The following is a 17823-nucleotide window of genomic DNA, read 5'->3' as shown; positions in this document are numbered from 1 at the left end:
ACCTTCACCTTTTCAACGGAGTACATGGACAGAACTTGCCTTGAACTGAGCATAGACCCGGACCCCCGGGAAGAGCTCCATCTCCTCTGCCGACTGCCGGGTTATGAGGACGTTCAGGGAGACCCCACAGTCGATCTTCACCCGCACGAGCGCTCCAAGTACCCAGACTTCCGTAACCCTGCCCTGCAGAGAGTTTCTGACGCTGGATTGCGTGGAGCTTTTACTTAAAGCTATGTTTTCAGGCCTCAGAAAAGCATAGACCTGGTCTCCAACCTCCATATCCCCTGCAGCATCGATCACTACTTCCCCGACCCTGATCCGGAGAAGCCCCTGATCGGCAGAGATAACCCTGCCTTTCAGCACATTCTCAAACCCTACGAAACTTGCCACCCGGCCTTCAACAGGTTTTTCAAAAATCTCTTCAGGCGTCCCTACCTGTATAAGTTTTCCGTCCATTACGACTGCAATCCTGTCAGCCATTATGCGGGCTTCAGTCTGGTCATGAGTAATATGCAGCACGGTCAGTTTATTCTTTTTGTGGAGAAACGAAAGCATCTCCCTGGCCTTTTCCTGCGTACGGGGATCAAGTGCACTCAGGGGCTCGTCCAGAAGCAGAATATTAGGGTTGGTAACAAGGGCTCTTGCAAGGGCAACTCTTTGCTGTTCTCCTCCGGAAAGCGTCAGAGGGTTGCGGTCAAGAAGATGCTCGATTTTCAGATCCCGGGAAGTATCCAGAACCCTTTTCGGGTCTTTTATTTTTTTCATTTTCATCCCGAACTCGATGTTCTTTTTCACGTTCATATGAGGAAAAAGCGAATAATTCTGGTACACGAAAGCAAGGTCATGCTTTTCCGGAGGCAGGTCAGACACATCTTTTCCGTCAAGCAGGATCCTTCCCGAATCAGGCACATGAAAACCTGCAACCAGTTCGAGGAGGAGGGTTTTTCCGGCCCCCGTAGGGCCGAGGATCACAAAATACTCTCCGGATTCAACTTTAAGGCTAAGGTTATCCAGAGAAAAGTTCTTCCATTTCCGGGAGAGGGATTCAATCTCTATCATATATACTCCAGCCTGCGGAAAGGATTCTTATTACAAGGAATATCGAAAGCGTAACCAGAATGAGCAGTACGGCTATAGGTCTTGATGCCGAAAGCCCGTAAGAGATAAAACGGTCATAGATGAGCGTGGGCCCGATCATCGGGTAGTAGGCAAGAATCACAACTGCCCCAAACTCGCTTATCGCCCTTGCCCAGGTCATGACCGCACCTATTAAGAGATGCCTTGCCGAAAGCGGGAGAGTTACAAAGAAAAAGGCTTTCCAGAGGGGAGCTCCCAGAGAACGGGCTGCATTTTCAAGCCTCGGGTCCACACTTTTGAAGCCTTCCCTTGCAGAATTTGCCAGATAGGGCATGGACACGAAAAGCATTGCGACAACAATTCCCGGAAGGGCATCACGGAACTGGATATAGGATTCAAGGGGCCCGCCGATAAGACCCCTTGAGCCAAAAACCGTGAGGAGGGCGATTCCTGCAACCGTGTGCGGGACTACAACCGGCACATCAATTATGCTCTCAACCAGCCTTTTCCCCGGAAAATCGAACCTTGCAAGAATATAACCTGTAGGGGCTCCGAGGATGAGGGCAAGCAGGGTGGCAAGAAAACCCGCATAGAGAGAAAGGAAAATCGAACTGATCACCGAGCGGTTTCCTGCGGCTTTTATCAGGCCTGAAAAGTCCTCCGTTATTTGCCCGAAGATCATGTTTGAAAGAGTCAGGAAAATAAAAAGAAAAAGTACCAGCAATAAAAGGGAGAAGACGAAAGTCAGGGGCTCGAATTTGCGGGTTCTTCGGATTTTGGCTTTCATTCTTATACCTTTTTACTGCTGTTTTTATTACTAAGTGCTTCCCTGGGGTCTTGAGGGTTGAGGTTCAACTCAGTTGTTTGAAACAGCTTTTCGGACCCGGGAGAAAGCTTCATTTTCATACTACAAGGGCCTGCAATTCTTCGGGCATTGAATCCTTTCCTTCGGCAATGGCAGGGACAATAGGCGGCTGTCCATTCTCAATGAAAATCTGCTGACCGGTCTCACCAAGGAGCAGGGCTACAAACTCGGTAGCAAGTTCCGGGTTTTCGGCATTGGTGGGGATGGTTACCCCGTATACGATAGGAGAGCCTGTAACCACTTCTCCGTTTACCATTTCAACCTGCACCTTTGAATAATTGTCAGCATATTCGATGGAGCTCAGGTCAATTGCAGGTGGGAGCTCAACATATTCAAAACCGTGCTGTTCAGCTACGCTCCGGTAAATATAGAGATAATCTATTTCCCCGGTCTCAAGGGCAGAAGAAAGCTCGACTTCCATGCTCCTGAGCATAATTTTACTGGTATTCGGAGATATTTCTTCGGATGCAGGAACGTGTATAAGGGCTGTCCCGTTTTCTTCGGTGGTAAGAGTCATCCCCGTATTAGCCAGCATCAGGTCATCATAGATCATGTCATCATTATAATAGGACTCGGCTAACTGGGTTACCATCTGCGACCTGTAGCCTGCAGGGTCATCGTTAGGGTTGGAAAAACCATAGCGGACATCAGGGCGTCTCAGGATTTCATACCAGTTATCCGTATTGATCTCATCCCCGTACTTGCTTTCGCTCGTGTAAGCAAGTATCATCTGGTTTCTTGCAAAAGCGGCATACCAGTCAGCGTACTCAGGCACCATCAGGGACGGAATAAGGGCATAGTCTGCAGATGCGAGCACATCAGCCTTTTTCCCAAGTTCGGTGATCTTTCTTACACTCTGTGCACTGCCTGCAGCTTCCCGCTGAACATCGACACCAGGGTGCTGAGCTTCGAACTCAGCTTCAAGCTCCTCAAAAGGCACACTCAAGCTTCCCGCATGGAAAACGGTAAGGACTTTCCCTTCACCTGCAGAGGTATTCCCGGGCTCTGGCTGGTTATCAACGCAGCCAGGGCTGGCAACTACTACAAGGGTCAAGAAAACCAAAAAGAACCTGAAAATTCCGGAATTAACACTCATAGTTATGTCTTCTTGAATATAACATATATACGTTTGGAAGTCCGGAAAACTGTTTTTTACATTAAAAGAGTGGAATTCAGGGAAATAAAAATAATTAATACCAGAATAACGACTTTTTACCAATATAAACTGTAAAAATAAAAGAAAAGAAAGAAAAGAACCTGAAGAGAATTTCAAGGATATAAATTGATATAAGTAAAAAAAATAAAAAAATGATTTAGATCAAGTTGGCTTGTATAGAAAGTAGAAAAGGAGTTCATCAAGCAGAAAAGAAGTAAATAAAAATTATAAGTAAAGTAAAAGTTTATTTATATATAAGTCGATACAATGAGGATATTTAAATAGTCATAAATTATAGAAATAGAAATTGAATTTCAGAAATAGAAATAATATTCCTTGTTTCGATAGGTAATAAACTCGTAGACATTAATTAACCTTTCTTGGTGTGTCCTTATGGATGGTTATAATATCTTCTTAATACTACTTGCAGTCTACATAGCCGGACTTGTGGCTATTGGCTGGTACTTTAATAAAAAACAGAAATCTGTTACGGACTTCTGGCTTGCAGGACGCAGGATCGGCCCCTCAGCCCTTGGATTTTCAGCTGCAGCCTCCTGGCTGACAGCGGGAGGAATTCTTGCAGTTATCGGGTATTACATGCTGCAGGGAATGGGGTCCATATGGGCTTTTGTTGCCCCGAACATCCTTGCCCTCCTCATCATTGCATTGCTTGTAGGGAAAATCAAGAACTTGCCTGCAATCACACAACCCGAACTTCTGGAACAGCGCTATGGCAGTGCAGTCCGATGGCCGATTGCCCTGATCATTACCGTGGTGATGATTCTTTTTGCGGTAGCCGATGTTACAGGGTTCTCCCTGGTGCTTCAGGTCTTCTATGGCGTTGACCCGCTTTATGCTGCTGCTATCGTTGCAATTGCGGTCTCCCTTTACGTAACCCTGGGAGGACTTTCGGCGGTAGTCTGGACCGATGTCGTCCAGTTTTCTTTCCTCTCCATATTCACAATAGCAATGGCTTTTGCCGCAGTAGGTACCGTAGCTGACGGAGGCCTTAACACTCCTGCAATGAGCAGCTCCGAACTTTTCGGGAACGTATCTTATGACTGGTGGAACCCCCTCTCCATCGGCATTCCCATGGTCCTTATATTTGTGTTTGCAATTATCCCGGGATGGATTACGGAACAGGATCCCTGGCAGAAGGTCTGGGCTGCAAAAGACGCTAAATCAGCCCGACTCGGGATGGTCTTCGGGTCCCTCATGATCACTGTGGTTTTCGCGGCATGTGCTGTAATCGCAATAGCCTTTAACAACATTTACCCTGACATCGCAGGCATGGGTTTCCCTGCAGGCATGGCTCAGGCAGAACCTGCACTCCTTGCTTTTGTCAGCGAACGTTTCGTCTCAGCCCCCCTGATAGTAGCCCTCAGCGCAATAGGGCTTGCAGCAGCCTCCATGTCATGTGCGGACACTTTTGCAACCTCCGGAGCTTCCTGTATCTCAAGGGACATTTTCCAGAGGTATATAAAGCCTGATGCTACAATGAAGGATATGATGGTTGTAAACCGGATTAGCGTGCTCATTATTGTGCTTGCTGCAACCGCAGGCTCCTTTGTTATCCCCAATATTATTGATGCGATTCATATTGCAACCTTTATTGCAAGTGCTTCCTATTTCTTCCCCCTCATGGGAGGCCTTTACTGGAAAAGAGCTACGAAAGAAGGAGCTTTTGCAGGGATGGTAGTCGGATTTGTTGTTCAGGCCACCCTTGTATCCCTGGACCTGATAAAGACCCCCCCTATGGCAGCTAACTACCTTGAAAGCGTCCATCCAGCCCTGATGAGCCACGGTGTTATAGTGGGAATGGGGCTGAGCGCCATTGCTTTCTTCGGAGTTTCCCTTATGACTAAGCCCTCAAGCAGAATTAACCTTGCACCCTTCTTCGAAGAGGAAGCCGAAGAGCTTGCCCGCTACGAGGCACGCGAGATTAATGAGAAAGATCCTTCATACGGTGCTTTCCTCAAAAACGTCGATGAGAAAGTTGCAGGAGAACGCGCCCACCTCCAGCTCAACCTCCGGGCATCAGGGACTCTCAGCTGGCACGAACTTGTAGAAAAGCTGAAAAGCAGCTCTCCTGCATGGGTCACTCCAACAGGGCTTGATTCCGTATACAGGCTCACTCATGGAGACATGCTCGCCTGCGTCACTGTTACAAGGGGGAGCGAAGAAAGAGATATATGGCTCAAAGCCGAACCAAGACTTGAAACCGTGGGGAGGCAGAAAAAAGAGCTTTTCACAGCTTATGAAGAGCTGAAAAAAGTGCTTGGCCAGAAAGGGGTTAATCTGGACTTCTACTAAAAAAGATAATTAAAAGGTGAAGTACTGAAAAAGGCTGAGGTTCTCAGAGGAACACGGCCATAAATTTCTTTTTTTAGATTTAATTCCATTGGTCATCGGTTAAGAACTTGTTTCCCTCTACTAATAGTGTTTGTCATTTCATTTTTTCATCTCCTCTTCCGTACTTCCCGATTTTGTATGTGGTATCCTTTACGAGTTTACTAGACTTTTAGGACATGTTTAACAGAGAAGTCCTAAGTTGTCGAACTCTTTTCTGACGATCCGTAGACCCCCATTACAATCTTCCTCACATTTTCCACCTGTGATTACCAGCTTGCCAGAGCTGAACACAAGCACTACTACCCTGGGAGCCTCGACTCTATAAATAAGCCCAGGAAACACCTCTGGCTCATATTCGACATTCTCCAGGCCAAAAGCTATAGCAATGGTGTTCAGGTTAAGGGTTGTTTTCAAATCAGCACTGGCCACAATGTTCTGAACATGTATCTCAGGTTCGAGATTTATTTTATCGCAGCCGATGTCCTTTAGTTTGTTAGCCAGATTGATTATGGCTTTATGGGCATTATTGATAGTCTTAGCTCCAGTGCATACCACTTTTCCGGAGGTGAAAATTAGAAAGGCAGCTTTGGGGTTATCAATTCTGTATACGAGGCCTGGGAACTTCGTTTTGTTATACTCTGCACCTTCCAACCCAGAATCCATTATTTTTACCAAGTCGAATTCTGTCGCCAACGCGGTAGATGCCACCACGTTCTCTATAGTTATTGTGGATTCCATGCCACACGTATTTGTAAGTTCTATAGTTCTGATTGTCGGTTCAAGGCAAGAAATAAAAATCTGCGGTATTCAATCTATTGGTCTGCTTCCTAATTTTACTGCATGCGTCTTCGGTTAAGTGAGGAATCATGGCAAATTACCTCTATTTGGCAACAGTTCTCAAAAATTGTATCCCATTGTTGATTGGAACTGGGTTTGATTTCATGTAATAAGGCCAAAATTTAAGGTGACTTTTGGTGCAAAATCGATAGCTTTCAGGCAAGAAAGTTCCTTAACCGATGACCAATGGATTTAATTCTAATTCTGAAGTTAATTCTAATTCTGCGGTTTAATATTAAGATAGAGCCTTTTCAATGATTTGTTTTCCAAACTTGACATCTTCCAGGGAAAAAACTTCCAGATTATAGATGCCCCTGTAGCCGGAAAGCAGTTTAAGGACCGAAAAGTCAACGCATCCTTTTCCCGGGGCCATATGTTCGTCTCCATCATATTTTTCAGTCCACTGTCCGCTATTGTCATGCAGGTGAAGGTGCATAATATGTTTCTGCAGAGTCCGGACAAAATTCCTGAGTTTTTCAGAGTCTCCCCCGCAGGTAAGGTTTGCGTGCCCGATATCAAAGGTAGCTCTCAGAGGGTCGGAGTTTACAATTTCAATGGTTCTGGCGAGTTCCTCAGCTTCACAGCAAAAGTTCAAGGGATCCGTACCCTCCTTATTCTCCAGTCCCAGCGTAACTCCATAATCTTCAGCCCTGGAAGCAAGAAAGCTGAGGTTGTTGACCATTGAAGCAAAGGATTTTTCCCTATCAGGTCCGATCCTGCCAGGATGTAACACCACTACATGAGCCCCTATCCTGTTTGCAATTGTCATGGACTCTTCAAGGAGAGTAAACTCCCTGTTTCCCATTTTTGCAGTATCTACCTGCAGGGCTGCAGGATACCTGGGATCTGCTGCGAAATATGGAGCGTGAACAGTGCCTGCAAAGCAGTATGCTGACATTTCATCAAGGATACGTTCAAGTTCTTTCTTTTCAAGTACAGAACCGTTATAAATTCCCAGTTTGGGGATATATAATTCTATAGACCCTACATTTTCCTTCAGTTCCGGCAGGGAACCGGCAAAGGATGATGCTCCGAAAATCACGCATTAAGCAAGGAGCCCATATATAAAGTTCTTTTGCGAGGCCCGGAACAATCAGGACACCAACACTATATAAAGTTATGAGAATTGATTGAACCCCGATAGAAACAAAAATCCGATTTACATTTAACCTGGGGAAAAAAGCTTTAGAGAACTGTAAATACCGGGAAATAGCCAACATATTTATATATAATAAATTGTTATCAAAGTGACTCTTAAAAATAATATATATATACTATTAGGACAAATATATAGTTTAATCGAATAGATTATACTCTCAATGAAAAGAACGACAATAAAAGTAATTTGGAATAGTAGAAGTGAGAAAAATGTCCTTTTTGTCCCTGAAGAAATGAAGAAAATCATGGGTATTTACATTATATAAAATTTAGAAATATAAAAACCATATCAAGATAACTTATTATTATAAAAATGGTTAATATATTTTTAAAAATAAATAAAAAAATTCATTAGTAATAATCGGAATCTTTATATGATACTGGTAGAAGTATAATTTATTTTCTTTTATATATATGGGGTTTTGTTTATTTTAACCAGCACCCCACGTCTTATAAAATTGATTGTATATTATATAGAAATATAATAATATTTTAAAAGCACCCTTATTTCGAAAGGTTTATGAATGATCCTCTCTAATCCAGATTTTAACGCTCGTCATCATCATTTTTCTTTGCAATGATGTGGCAGACGATTTTAAAAAAATGCATTGTGTTTTTGAATCCAGCTTATTAACATGTTAATAACTATAAAGGAGGAAAATGAATGGAACCACTCATAGGCATGGGAGTGCTGGCACTTATTGGCGTAGCTGCAACCATTGCAGGTGCCTCAGAAGACCTAGAATCCGATGTCGGATCCCAGAGTAACCCGAACTCACAGGTCCAGTTAGCTCCCCAAATGATGTTTCCGCACAGAATATTTAACAAAGCGGTATCAGGGGAACCCCCCTCAAACGCATTAATGTGTTCGGTCGGTGCAGCCGTCGCTACAGTATTAATAAGTGAATTCACTTTGTCTCCCCTCTTTGCACTGGTCTTGGGATCTCTTATTGCAGCATGTGTCCACGGTACCTTTGCCGTCACATCTACAATGGGACGCGCAGCCAGTCAGAGTCGCTTCAAACAGCCAGTTTATCTGGATATGATCAGAAGCCACACCCCCGTAATTATGGGATACGCTTTCATAACGACTTTCTGTATCCTTGTGGTGTCATATCTGATGACCGTTGTACTTGGACATCCGTTCCCGCTAACCATGCTGGCCTTTATCTGGGGTATTACAGTAGGTGCAATCGGCTCTTCCACCGGTGACGTTCACTACGGTGCAGAGCGCGAATTCCAGCAGTTCGAGTTCGGTTCAGGGCTCAACGCTTCCAACTCGGGAAACATTGTCCGATATGGAGAATCCGGGGTCAGGGACGGGTATGATAATTCCTGGTTCTGTGCCAAGTTCGGAGGTCCTGTCACAGGTATGGCTTTTGGTATGACCGTGTTCCTTGGAAGCTGGGTTACCACTGTTTTTGATCCTGCAGTAAGCATTTCCAGAGGCTGGCTCTCTGTTGTCGCTGGTATCATTATTGTTCTTATCTTAATTTACTGGAACTGGAAGATTGAAGTCAAAGCCCGTAGTGCTTACGGACCCTACAAAGAAGACAAAACCGAGGAGGCTTCAGCATGATTGACGCTCTCATGGCAAACATCATGTGGCTGGTATTTATTATAATTGGTGGTGTCCTGATTTCCTGGAGTGTCCACTTCGTGCCTGTGGGCGGTGCGCCTGCAGCTATGGCTCAGGCAACCGGTATCGGTACAGGTACCGTACAGCTGGCAGCCGGAGCAGGTCTGACAGGGCTTGTCAGTGCCGGATTCATGATGAACATAACCGACAACCTTCCACTAATTCTCGCATCGGGTGCAGTGGGAGCAATGATCATGATTTCCGTAACCATGATCGTCGGAACCTGGGTCTATGTATATGGTGTTGGCTGTGTGCCTTCATCAGCAAAAGTAAAGTACGACCCAATTACAAAATACAGGCAGGACCTGTACGTATCCCAGGGTACTGAGGGACACGGACTTCCAACAGTCTCTTTTGTCAGTGGTGTTATTGGCGGCTTGCTTGGTGGAATCGGCGGAGCCCTAGTATACTATTCTCTTATTGAAGTGGGCCTTACTGCAGGACTCAGTACAGGTGCAAGCTCTTCTGTCACAGGACATGAACTTGTAGGAATTGCTGCTATGTTTGCAATAGGTATCTTCTTCGTAAACGCTGTGATTCCTTCCTACAACATAGGAGGTACAATCGAAGGGTTCCACGACCCGAAGTGGAAGAAGTGGCCAAAAGCGGTGATATCTTCCTTTGTAGCAACTATACTTTGTGCCATAGTGGCAGTAATCGCAATTTCACAACTCGGAGTGGTCTAAATGTCTGCAGGTGGAGCAGGAGGAGAAGCTAAAGGCGGGTATCCCCCACAAACAATAATGGCTATCGGTGCAATAGGCGGCCTTGCAGGGATTTACCTCGGCAACTTCATGCCAGCACAGTTTTCCTTCTTCGGAGGGCTTGGAGCAATCTGCGCCATGGTCTGGGGTGCTGATGCGGTCCGCCGTGTTGCAAGCTACGGGCTTGGGACAGGAGTTCCGTCTATTGGTATGATTTCCCTTGGTATGGGGATTGTCGCTGCCCTCTTCGGACTTTCCGTAGGAGGTATTGCAGGACCTATCGTATCCTTTATTGCAGCTGCAATTATAGGCGCTGTTATCGGTGTCCTTGCAAACAAAGTAATCGGGATGGGCATTCCTATAATGGAACAGGCCATGGTGGAAATTGCAGGTGCGGGAACTCTGGTAATTATCGGATTAAGCGTAGTCATTGCCGGAACCTTTAATTATGCAGATGTTATCGAATACGTCGTCGCCAACGGATACATTGCATTGATTTTTATCATCGGCGGTATGGGAATCCTTCACCCCTTCAATGCAAACCTCGGCCCTGACGAGAAGCAGGACAGGACTCTTTCTGTAGCTGTTGAAAAAGCAGCTATTGCATTGATAATTGCAGGGTTTGCGTCTTCACTCCATGAAGGACTAATGGCAGCCGGATTAAACATTGCTATAGGGGTTATTATCTGGGCTTATGCCTTTATGAAGTACTATGGATTCGTTAAGAGAGATGCACATGCAGTCGTTGGAACCGGGCTGTTGCCAAGCGCGGAGGAATTAGAATGAGCATGATTCGCATAGCTCCCGAAGTACATCTGGTCCTGGACCCTGACACTGCGGTTGTGGCAGAAGAAAGGGAAGACTCGATTCTCTATTCCATGGACCCTGTCTTTGAGAGAATGGACAAACTGGACGCAATTTCAGATGATCTGGTAAACTCACTTTCGCCCAGCAAGCCGCTCATGAATTCCTGGCCCGGCCGTGAGAACACCTCCTATATGGCAGGAATTTACGGGAACGCTTTCTATGGAATCGTTGTAGGTCTTGCCTTCAGCGGGCTACTTGCCCTGATCATATTCATACAGAGACTGATCGAGGGAGGTATGTAAAATGGCAGACAAAAGAGAACCCGCATCAGGATGGCCAATCCTGAAGGGAGAGTATGAAGTGGGTGATGTAAAGGGCTGTGTTGCAGTTATTACCTGTGCATCGCACCTCCCCGGAAAGCCAGTACTCGATGCAGGAGCAGCAATTACCGGATCCTGTAAAACCGAAAACCTGGGCATAGAGAAGGTCGTAGCCCACGTTATTTCGAACCCGAATATCAGGTACCTGGTTGTAACAGGAGCTGAAGTCAAAGGACACGTTACAGGACAGGCAATGCTCAGCATCCATGCAAACGGTGTCAAAGACCACAGAATTGTAGGTGCGGTTGGCGCTATCCCTTATGTAGAAAACCTGAACGATGATGCAGTTGCCCGTTTCCAGCAGCAAATCGAGACCATAGACCTGCTGGACACGGAAGACATGGGCGCAATCACAGCCAAGGTAAGGGAACTTGTATCAAAGGACCCCGGAGCCTTCGATGCAGAACCACTGGTTGTGGAAATCAGCGAAGAAGGAGAAGAAGAAGAAGAAGGCGGTGTCGTCAGGCCGGTCTCCGGTGAGATTGCAGTCATCCGCAACAGGCTAAAAGCCGTTGAAGCCCGGATGCTTGACATCGGAAACTTGAACAAGTTCCACTCAGGGGTTCATGCAGGAAAGATTGAAGGTGCCATGATCGGATTGACAGTAACCATATCCCTGCTTGGGTTATTACTGCTCGGGAGGTAAGGAGAATGGCAGAAGAATACGGAAAAGGAGTCCCAATGGTGCTCAACCCTCAGATGGGCGCAATAGACGCTACTGTTGAGAGCATTCGGTACAGAGCACAGCTGATTGCGAGGAACCAGAAACTGGATTCCGGGGTAATGGCCACAGGAATAATTGGCTTTGCAGCAGGCTTCATCTTTTCACTGCTGATGGTGATTTTACTCCCGTTATTGGCCGGTCTCTAAGCTTGAGAGGTGAAAATATGGATGGAAAAGCACCAGCAGCGTATGTAGATCCAGCTGAGTTTAACGAAGTAATGAAAAGGCTCGAAAAGATCGATGAAAAAGTTGAGTTTGTCAACAGTGAAATTGCACAGAGAATCGGAAGGAAGGTAGGAAGAGACATTGGAATTCTGTACGGCGCAGTTGTAGGACTGCTTCTCTTCCTGATCTATGTCTCGGTATCATCAATGTTCACAATATAATGAGGGATCAAAATGTTCAAGTTTGACAAGAAACAGGAAGTTTTCGAAGTAGGTGGAGTTAAGTTCGGCGGACAGCCGGGCGAATACCCGACCGTGTTAGTCAGTACCATGTTCTATGCAAGGCACAAGATCGTGACCGATGAGGACAAAGGGATTTTCGACAGGGCAGCCGCAGAGACTCTCTGGAACACCCAGGTATCACTGAGCGATGCCACAGGAAACCCCTACGTGAACCAGATTGTGGGAGAAACCCCTGAGTCCATCAAGAAGTATATCGACTGGTTCATAGAGATCGACGACAAGACCCCCTTCCTTATCGACTCTTCAGCCGGAGAAGTGCGTGCAGCTGCTGCCCAGTACTGTACCGAAATCGGTGTTGCTAACAGGGCAATCCACAACTCCATCAATGCAAGTGTCGAACAGAGCGAAATAGACATCCTCGCTGAGAGTGATGTGGAGGCTGCCATCGTTCTGGCATTCAATGCAACTGACCCAACCGTAAAAGGAAAGCTTGACATCCTTGAAGTCGGTGGTTCCGGACAGGAAAAGGGTATGCTCCAGGTCGCCGAGGAATGTGGAATCAAGATCCCATTGATCGACGTTGCAGCAATGCCCCTGGGTGCAGGTTCCGGTGCAACGATCCGATCGGTTCCGACAATTAAGGGGAAGCTCGGCCTGCCTGTAGGTGGCGGATACCACAACATGGCCTCTGCCTGGGACTGGCTCCGCAAGTTCAAGAAGACCCAGCCTGACCCGAAGTCAATCTACATGCCCACCGACATAGGCACTAACCTTGTCGCCCAGATTGCAGGTTCTGACTTCCTGCTCTACGGTCCGATCGAGAACGTTGAGAAGGTATTCCCGGCTGTCGCAATGGTCGACATCATGCTCGGAGAAACCGCAAAAGAACTTGGCGTCGAGATCGCGGATGCAGACAACCACCCTGTTACCAAATTGACATAAGTTCAAAATTTATTAAAAGGATCTCAAGATCCAGAAGCAAAGGGAAATTTTCTCTTTGCTCTTTCTTTTTTACTACCGGAATTTTGTAATTAATTTTAAATTCTTTTTATCATCGGTTTTTTCATCATCAGGTTACCCATCATTAGGTTCTCACCATTAAATCCGGCGTCCTTGTAAGCAATTGTGGATTTATACAGCCCCAAGTCCTTAAAATATCTCTTTAAAGATCCTTGCCTTGTAGAGCTCATACAATATTTATACAAAGTTGAGGTCGAGACAGAAGAACTCAGTCATAAAAAAATGAGATGAGTTATTGAAAACGATTGGAGAAAAAGATGAATGAAAAACAACGTGAATAAAAAACAACGTGAATAAAAAACAACGTGAATAAAAAACAGCGAAAAGGACTGGAACTTAAAGAAATTTTAGCACTCTCATATTTTTTGGAAGGAAAGTACCTGGCAGGTGAGGAAGTATAAATACCTGCCAGATACGATGAATCCACTCCCAACTCGCTTTTTAGGGGAACAAATATACTCTGGAAAAATCAGATTATTGAGGATGTTGTAGAGACCTGAATGAGTGTATACAGAACCCCCCACTCAATCAAGGCACACAAATCCATTTCCATACTCACATTTTTGGAGTTAAATAATGTCTTCCGTAACTCAAGAGGACAACAAAGACATGCAAACTGTGAGCATACCGGGAATCAGTAACCTGATTTTCAAGGCTATTTGTGCCCTATTCACATTTTAATTTATTTGATTTACATTGCGTACACTGTCTTACATATATATATAAAGAATTGTGAACTGATATTACCTGTTTTAGACACTTTACCACTTCTCCACTTCAGTACATAGGTTGAAAGTTGTACCTGATACGAACCATAAAATAACAAGTGGAAAAACAAAATAAAAAAATTTAAGTAAGTGTGTAACAGGGGATATTATGTGCGACGGCAGATAATTGACCTGCCTGAAAAACAACATAAGTTGACAAAAATTCTCAAGAAAATAACACTAAACAGAAACATTTAATATTTGGTAGCACTTACCAATATATAAGCTACTGACTAATGTTTTTAGGCTTATTAATTATATTTTGCACCTTAAAAAAACAACTATTCTAAGCTTTGAGTCAGAAGAGATAAAAAAGCCATTATACCAGGGGTACAAATCATGGATCGTAGCATAAAGGAGCGAAAAACCAGATCATCTCGGGTGAAAATATGCTGATCAGAAAAAACATATCCCTTGATGATAAGTACCTCAAAAAGTTGCAGCCCCTCCTGGATGCCAATGACGGGAATCTTAGCGCCGCAGTCAGGGATACAATTGAAATTGCAGACACAGCACTTACATATCACAAAAGCATTGACGAAGCGATCAAATTTTTAAAAGAAACTCCCGCAAAAGAAGAACTGAATGACACAATAAAAAACGGGGAAAATACCATAATAAATCGAACAATGCTCGAATGGCTTTTCAGGTATACGAAAGGAAGGCTTACGGAAGAAGAGCTGGTAAATGAGCTTATCAATCCTTTTGAAATCAGTGATATGAAAGAACTTGAGGATTACCTTAACCAGATCTCCAAAAACTATCAATGGACAATCAGAACATCAATCAAGTGTGAAGATATCCACAATCCTGACTCTGCTCTTTTACTCCTTTCCAATTCCACTATAAATAGCAGGGAATTTTTTGCCCAGCTAATAGCCCATTTTCTGGCCAGATGGAAACAGCTGGACGTGGAACACATATTCAGGCGGGCAAATTCAACCCAGATCTCATTCAAAAAGAACCTCTCAGTTTCTCAGAATGAGACTATGCCTGGGATCCGAAAACACTTTGGCTACCTTGACATCATATGCAGGGAACTTGACGATAATACGGAGTTCTGGACCCAGCTAATGTATACATATAATGTTGAAAGGTACAACCTTGTGACTCTGCACAGAAACCAATTCGAAACTTTTGCAGCCGGGGAGGTCCCGAATCCGACAAAGATACTGGAACGCCTGTGCAAACAATCCGTAAACGAAATGGCTCTTCCCGATTTACTGATGTACTTCAGGAAAATGTACCTTGCAACCCAGCTGGTAAAGAATATAGAAATCGGCCTCAAACCTGGAAACGAATCAGTAACTATCTTCCATGATTTCAAAAATGAGAGAGTAATCAATAACCTCGTTGAATATTTCTCAAACATATTTATGGAGCAGGGGACACCTTTCGTAACTATTTCATATTCAAGCATGATCGTGTTCAGGTTTTATAAGGAACACGAACCTGCAGACAGCTCTGACTTAACCGAAATGGAAGAATTCAAAGAACCTGACTTCTTTTCAAAGGAATGAAGCTCCTGGGAAAGAAAAGTGGCTCAAAGAATCTGGAAAAATTGAAGAAAAAAAAGGTAAAAAAGAAAACTGAAGAATTCTGGAATTCCAGTCAGTTTAACCCTTTGCGACCCCAAGAGGGATAACTCTTGCAACCTTGCGGGCAATACCAAGCTCGTGCACGACATTTACCACCTCACTGCTGGACTTGTACACCCCGGGAGCCTCTTCGGCAATTACGGAGGGGTGAGTTGCCCTTACAGTGATTCCGTGGGCTTCAAGGTTCTCTTTTACACTTTGTCCGTGGAACTCTTTCTTTGCATGAGCTCTGCTCATAACTCTCCCGGCTCCGTGGCAAGCACTACCGAAAGAAACGTCCATAGAATCTTTTGCCCCGCAGAGTATGAAAGAAGGCGTGCCCATGCTTCCGGGAATTAAAACCGGCTGTCCCACATCCCTGTATGCGGCCGGAACTTCCGGATGCCCGGCAGGAAATGCTCTTGTTGCCCCTTTTCTGTGCACGTAAACCTCTTTTTTCCTGCCTTCAATGTTATGGTCTTCCAGTTTTGCCACGTTGTGAGCAACGTCATACAGAAGGCTCATTCCCATGTCATCGACATCCCTGCCAAATACCTTTTCAAAAGATTCACGTGTCCAGTGAGTGATCATCTGCCTGTTAGCCCAGGCATAGTTTGCAGCGCAGAGCATAGCTTTGAAATAGTTCTGGGCTTCCCTGGACTGAGCTGGAGCACAGGCAAGCTGCTTGTCCGGGATTTCAATCCCGTATTTCTTCACAGCCTGGGAGAGTTCTTTTAAGTGGTCAGTGCAGATCTGATGCCCGGCGCCTCTGGACCCGCAGTGGATCATGACCGTAACCTGCCCCTCTTCAAGCCCGAATGCCGATGCCACTTCCCGGTCATAAATCTCATCCACATACTGGACTTCAAGGAAATGGTTGCCGCTCCCGAGAGTCCCTAACTGGGGTTTTCCGCGTTTCCTTGCCTTTGTACTTACATGAGCAGTGTCTGCTCCTTCCAGGTAACCATTCCCCTCACAGTGTTCCACATCCGCTTCAACACCATACCCGGCATCTACTGCCCACTTTGCTCCCTCGAGAAACGCACCGTCCAGTTCCTGGTCAGAAGCCCTGAACCGGCTTTTTGACCCGACTCCGGCAGGCACATTGGTAAACAGCTCGTCGGTCAGCCTTTTGATTTCAGGAACCACATCTTCTTTCCGGAGGTTTGTACGGATTAGCCGAACCCCGCAGTTGATGTCAAAACCCACTCCACCCGGGCTGATAATTCCCTCTTCGGTATCAAAAGCTGCAACGCCCCCTATAGCAAAACCATAGCCGAGGTGGGCATCAGGCATTGCCATGGAATATTTCTGAATGCCAGGAAGAGTTGCCACGTTTGCAATCTGGTCGATAGTACCGGGCTCGATACCATCAAGCAAACTTTCGGATACAAACAGGCGCCCTGGAACCCTCATATTGGGGATATGCCCTTTCGGGATTTCCCAGTTATTATCGGAAAGCTTCCGGACCATACATCTTATATCCCGGTGTTCGCCTTCCATGCTAGACTCCTCAGTACAGATGTCTTCCTTCTCTACCATAATTGATGCTCCCTCCTCCTTTACTATTTATGAATATAATTTGAATATTATAACCCTGGTATAATATAATCCTGGAATTACTCATTTACCTTGCGTTCCCCTGAGCATCTGCAAATTACTCCGGAAACCCGTAAGATACATTTTCAGACCGCGTAACTCACTTAACCGGTTAAAGCGTGAGAGGTTAATTTGGAATATCAAAATTTCTCCCGGATTTATAGCGCAGGATAGGATAATAATTCACGTACATGAAGATTTGTATGGCATAAAGTAACAGGAATGAACAGGAGACAGAAATGAGAATTATGCGGAGCAGCCATACATTCGAGTCGTACACAGGAAAATCAAAAATAACTGCTTCTTAAATATCAACAACAACCTGAGCTTTCCAGCCTTCTGCAGTCTTCTCGAGTTCCAGCTGGTTATAGGTGACAGCCTTAATTTCAGTTTCAAAGGGATGGCTCTCAGGATAGTATTGTTCACCGGATGCTACGGCTTTGATTGAGCACTCCCCTTCTTCTTCCCGTATTTCCTTTACCCGGAACTTCCAGAAAACAATCTCATCGACCTCGAAAAGATACAAAAGCTCGGAAAGCCAGTCCACAAGCAGATATTCAAGATCAGGGGATGTAAGGCAAACCTCTCTTGCCGTCTCTCCTGAAACCTCCCCTGTATCAATTATAACATTGAACATGGCAAGAGCTGCGTTTTCAAATACCTCTTCCAGAGTATTTCCATAGGCCAGGAATTTTATGTCCGCGGTATGTTCCAGATACTCATACTTTTTTCCTTGAGACGGCATAACTAAACCT

The 17823-nt window shown here is 45.2% G+C and carries 17 protein-coding genes; 10 read left to right on the top strand and 7 right to left on the bottom strand.

What is annotated here, in order from left to right:
• Nucleotides 1–12: 12 nt before the first annotated feature.
• The 3 genes from MSSIT_RS01285 to wtpA all read right to left on the bottom strand — a co-directional run bounded on the left by MSSIT_RS01285 (nucleotide 13) and on the right by wtpA (nucleotide 3038).
• Nucleotides 13–1059: an ATP-binding cassette domain-containing protein gene (locus MSSIT_RS01285; RefSeq protein ID WP_048169352.1), complete on the bottom strand. Its 1047-nt coding sequence runs from the start codon at nucleotides 1057–1059 to the stop codon at nucleotides 13–15.
• Nucleotides 1046–1864, bottom strand: coding sequence for an ABC transporter permease (locus MSSIT_RS01280; protein WP_048169350.1), 819 nt, complete (start codon nucleotides 1862–1864; stop codon nucleotides 1046–1048). The genes MSSIT_RS01285 and MSSIT_RS01280 overlap by 14 nt, the downstream gene beginning before the upstream one ends.
• A 115-nt stretch (nucleotides 1865–1979) precedes the next feature.
• A complete protein-coding gene (wtpA, locus tag MSSIT_RS01275) occupies nucleotides 1980–3038 on the bottom strand; it encodes a tungstate ABC transporter substrate-binding protein WtpA (protein ID WP_048169348.1) in 1059 nt (352 codons plus the stop codon).
• A 453-nt stretch (nucleotides 3039–3491) separates the two neighbouring features.
• Between wtpA and MSSIT_RS01270 the strand changes: the two genes are divergently transcribed.
• Nucleotides 3492–5411, top strand: coding sequence for a sodium:solute symporter family protein (locus tag MSSIT_RS01270; protein ID WP_048169346.1), 1920 nt, complete (start codon nucleotides 3492–3494; stop codon nucleotides 5409–5411).
• A gap of 219 nt (nucleotides 5412–5630) precedes the next feature.
• Here the strand turns inward: MSSIT_RS01270 and MSSIT_RS01265 are convergent, their stop codons facing one another.
• On the bottom strand, nucleotides 5631–6188 hold the full coding sequence (locus tag MSSIT_RS01265) for a TATA-box-binding protein (protein ID WP_048169344.1): 558 nt from the start codon (nucleotides 6186–6188) through the stop codon (nucleotides 5631–5633).
• Between the two features lie 334 nt (nucleotides 6189–6522).
• Complete coding sequence (locus tag MSSIT_RS01260; protein ID WP_048169342.1) at nucleotides 6523–7329, bottom strand: sugar phosphate isomerase/epimerase family protein; 807 nt, start codon at nucleotides 7327–7329, stop codon at nucleotides 6523–6525.
• A 780-nt stretch (nucleotides 7330–8109) separates the two neighbouring features.
• Between MSSIT_RS01260 and mtrE the strand changes: the two genes are divergently transcribed.
• The 9 genes from mtrE (at nucleotide 8110) to MSSIT_RS01215 (ending at nucleotide 15412) form a co-directional block, all read left to right on the top strand.
• Nucleotides 8110–9024, top strand: coding sequence for a tetrahydromethanopterin S-methyltransferase subunit E (gene mtrE / locus MSSIT_RS01255; RefSeq protein WP_048169340.1), 915 nt, complete (start codon nucleotides 8110–8112; stop codon nucleotides 9022–9024).
• Complete coding sequence (mtrD, locus tag MSSIT_RS01250; RefSeq protein WP_048169338.1) at nucleotides 9021–9770, top strand: tetrahydromethanopterin S-methyltransferase subunit D; 750 nt, start codon at nucleotides 9021–9023, stop codon at nucleotides 9768–9770. Before mtrE ends, mtrD begins: the two co-directional genes overlap by 4 nt.
• Nucleotides 9771–10574 (top strand): tetrahydromethanopterin S-methyltransferase subunit MtrC, encoded by an 804-nt coding sequence (gene mtrC / locus MSSIT_RS01245; RefSeq protein ID WP_048169336.1) that lies wholly within the window; start codon nucleotides 9771–9773, stop codon nucleotides 10572–10574.
• Entirely contained in the window at nucleotides 10571–10897 is a 327-nt protein-coding gene (locus MSSIT_RS01240; RefSeq protein WP_048169334.1) for a tetrahydromethanopterin S-methyltransferase subunit B, read from the top strand. The genes mtrC and MSSIT_RS01240 overlap by 4 nt, the downstream gene beginning before the upstream one ends.
• A gap of 1 nt (nucleotide 10898) precedes the next feature.
• Nucleotides 10899–11621: a tetrahydromethanopterin S-methyltransferase subunit A gene (gene mtrA, locus MSSIT_RS01235; RefSeq protein WP_048169332.1), complete on the top strand. Its 723-nt coding sequence runs from the start codon at nucleotides 10899–10901 to the stop codon at nucleotides 11619–11621.
• Between the two features lie 5 nt (nucleotides 11622–11626).
• Entirely contained in the window at nucleotides 11627–11845 is a 219-nt protein-coding gene (locus tag MSSIT_RS01230) for a tetrahydromethanopterin S-methyltransferase subunit F (RefSeq protein ID WP_048169330.1), read from the top strand.
• Between the two features lie 17 nt (nucleotides 11846–11862).
• Complete coding sequence (gene mtrG / locus MSSIT_RS01225) at nucleotides 11863–12084, top strand: tetrahydromethanopterin S-methyltransferase subunit MtrG (RefSeq protein WP_048174413.1); 222 nt, start codon at nucleotides 11863–11865, stop codon at nucleotides 12082–12084.
• A 12-nt stretch (nucleotides 12085–12096) separates the two neighbouring features.
• Nucleotides 12097–13047, top strand: coding sequence for a tetrahydromethanopterin S-methyltransferase subunit H (gene mtrH / locus MSSIT_RS01220; protein ID WP_048169328.1), 951 nt, complete (start codon nucleotides 12097–12099; stop codon nucleotides 13045–13047).
• Between the two features lie 1234 nt (nucleotides 13048–14281).
• On the top strand, nucleotides 14282–15412 hold the full coding sequence (locus tag MSSIT_RS01215; RefSeq protein ID WP_048169326.1) for a hypothetical protein: 1131 nt from the start codon (nucleotides 14282–14284) through the stop codon (nucleotides 15410–15412).
• Nucleotides 15413–15508: 96 nt separating this feature from the next.
• Here the strand turns inward: MSSIT_RS01215 and MSSIT_RS01210 are convergent, their stop codons facing one another.
• Both MSSIT_RS01210 and MSSIT_RS01205 read right to left on the bottom strand, forming a co-directional pair.
• On the bottom strand, nucleotides 15509–17011 hold the full coding sequence (locus MSSIT_RS01210) for an RtcB family protein (RefSeq protein ID WP_048169324.1): 1503 nt from the start codon (nucleotides 17009–17011) through the stop codon (nucleotides 15509–15511).
• Nucleotides 17012–17372: 361 nt separating this feature from the next.
• On the bottom strand, nucleotides 17373–17813 hold the full coding sequence (locus MSSIT_RS01205; RefSeq protein WP_048169323.1) for an archease: 441 nt from the start codon (nucleotides 17811–17813) through the stop codon (nucleotides 17373–17375).
• Nucleotides 17814–17823 lie beyond the last annotated feature (10 nt).

It is taken from the genome of Methanosarcina siciliae T4/M (assembly GCF_000970085.1).
GTDB lineage: Archaea > Halobacteriota > Methanosarcinia > Methanosarcinales > Methanosarcinaceae > Methanosarcina > Methanosarcina siciliae.
This window is presented reverse-complemented; position numbering and strand designations above follow the sequence as displayed.

Bases quoted from the DNA above. Each gene is read 5' to 3' on its own strand.
- mtrD (WP_048169338.1), top strand. From the start codon at position 9,021: ATGATTGACGCTCTCATGGCAAACATCATGTGGCTGGTATTTATTATA.
- mtrA (WP_048169332.1), top strand. From the start codon at position 10,899: ATGGCAGACAAAAGAGAACCCGCATCAGGATGGCCAATCCTGAAGGGA.
- mtrE (WP_048169340.1), top strand. From the start codon at position 8,110: ATGGAACCACTCATAGGCATGGGAGTGCTGGCACTTATTGGCGTAGCT.
- MSSIT_RS01205 (WP_048169323.1), bottom strand. From the start codon at position 17,813: ATGCCGTCTCAAGGAAAAAAGTATGAGTATCTGGAACATACCGCGGAC.
- MSSIT_RS01265 (WP_048169344.1), bottom strand. From the start codon at position 6,188: ATGGAATCCACAATAACTATAGAGAACGTGGTGGCATCTACCGCGTTG.
- MSSIT_RS01230 (WP_048169330.1), top strand. From the start codon at position 11,627: ATGGCAGAAGAATACGGAAAAGGAGTCCCAATGGTGCTCAACCCTCAG.
- MSSIT_RS01285 (WP_048169352.1), bottom strand. From the start codon at position 1,059: ATGATAGAGATTGAATCCCTCTCCCGGAAATGGAAGAACTTTTCTCTG.
- mtrH (WP_048169328.1), top strand. From the start codon at position 12,097: ATGTTCAAGTTTGACAAGAAACAGGAAGTTTTCGAAGTAGGTGGAGTT.
- MSSIT_RS01240 (WP_048169334.1), top strand. From the start codon at position 10,571: ATGAGCATGATTCGCATAGCTCCCGAAGTACATCTGGTCCTGGACCCT.
- wtpA (WP_048169348.1), bottom strand. From the start codon at position 3,038: ATGAGTGTTAATTCCGGAATTTTCAGGTTCTTTTTGGTTTTCTTGACC.
- mtrC (WP_048169336.1), top strand. From the start codon at position 9,771: ATGTCTGCAGGTGGAGCAGGAGGAGAAGCTAAAGGCGGGTATCCCCCA.
- mtrG (WP_048174413.1), top strand. From the start codon at position 11,863: ATGGATGGAAAAGCACCAGCAGCGTATGTAGATCCAGCTGAGTTTAAC.
- MSSIT_RS01270 (WP_048169346.1), top strand. From the start codon at position 3,492: ATGGATGGTTATAATATCTTCTTAATACTACTTGCAGTCTACATAGCC.
- MSSIT_RS01215 (WP_048169326.1), top strand. From the start codon at position 14,282: ATGCTGATCAGAAAAAACATATCCCTTGATGATAAGTACCTCAAAAAG.
- MSSIT_RS01210 (WP_048169324.1), bottom strand. From the start codon at position 17,011: ATGGTAGAGAAGGAAGACATCTGTACTGAGGAGTCTAGCATGGAAGGC.
- MSSIT_RS01280 (WP_048169350.1), bottom strand. From the start codon at position 1,864: ATGAAAGCCAAAATCCGAAGAACCCGCAAATTCGAGCCCCTGACTTTC.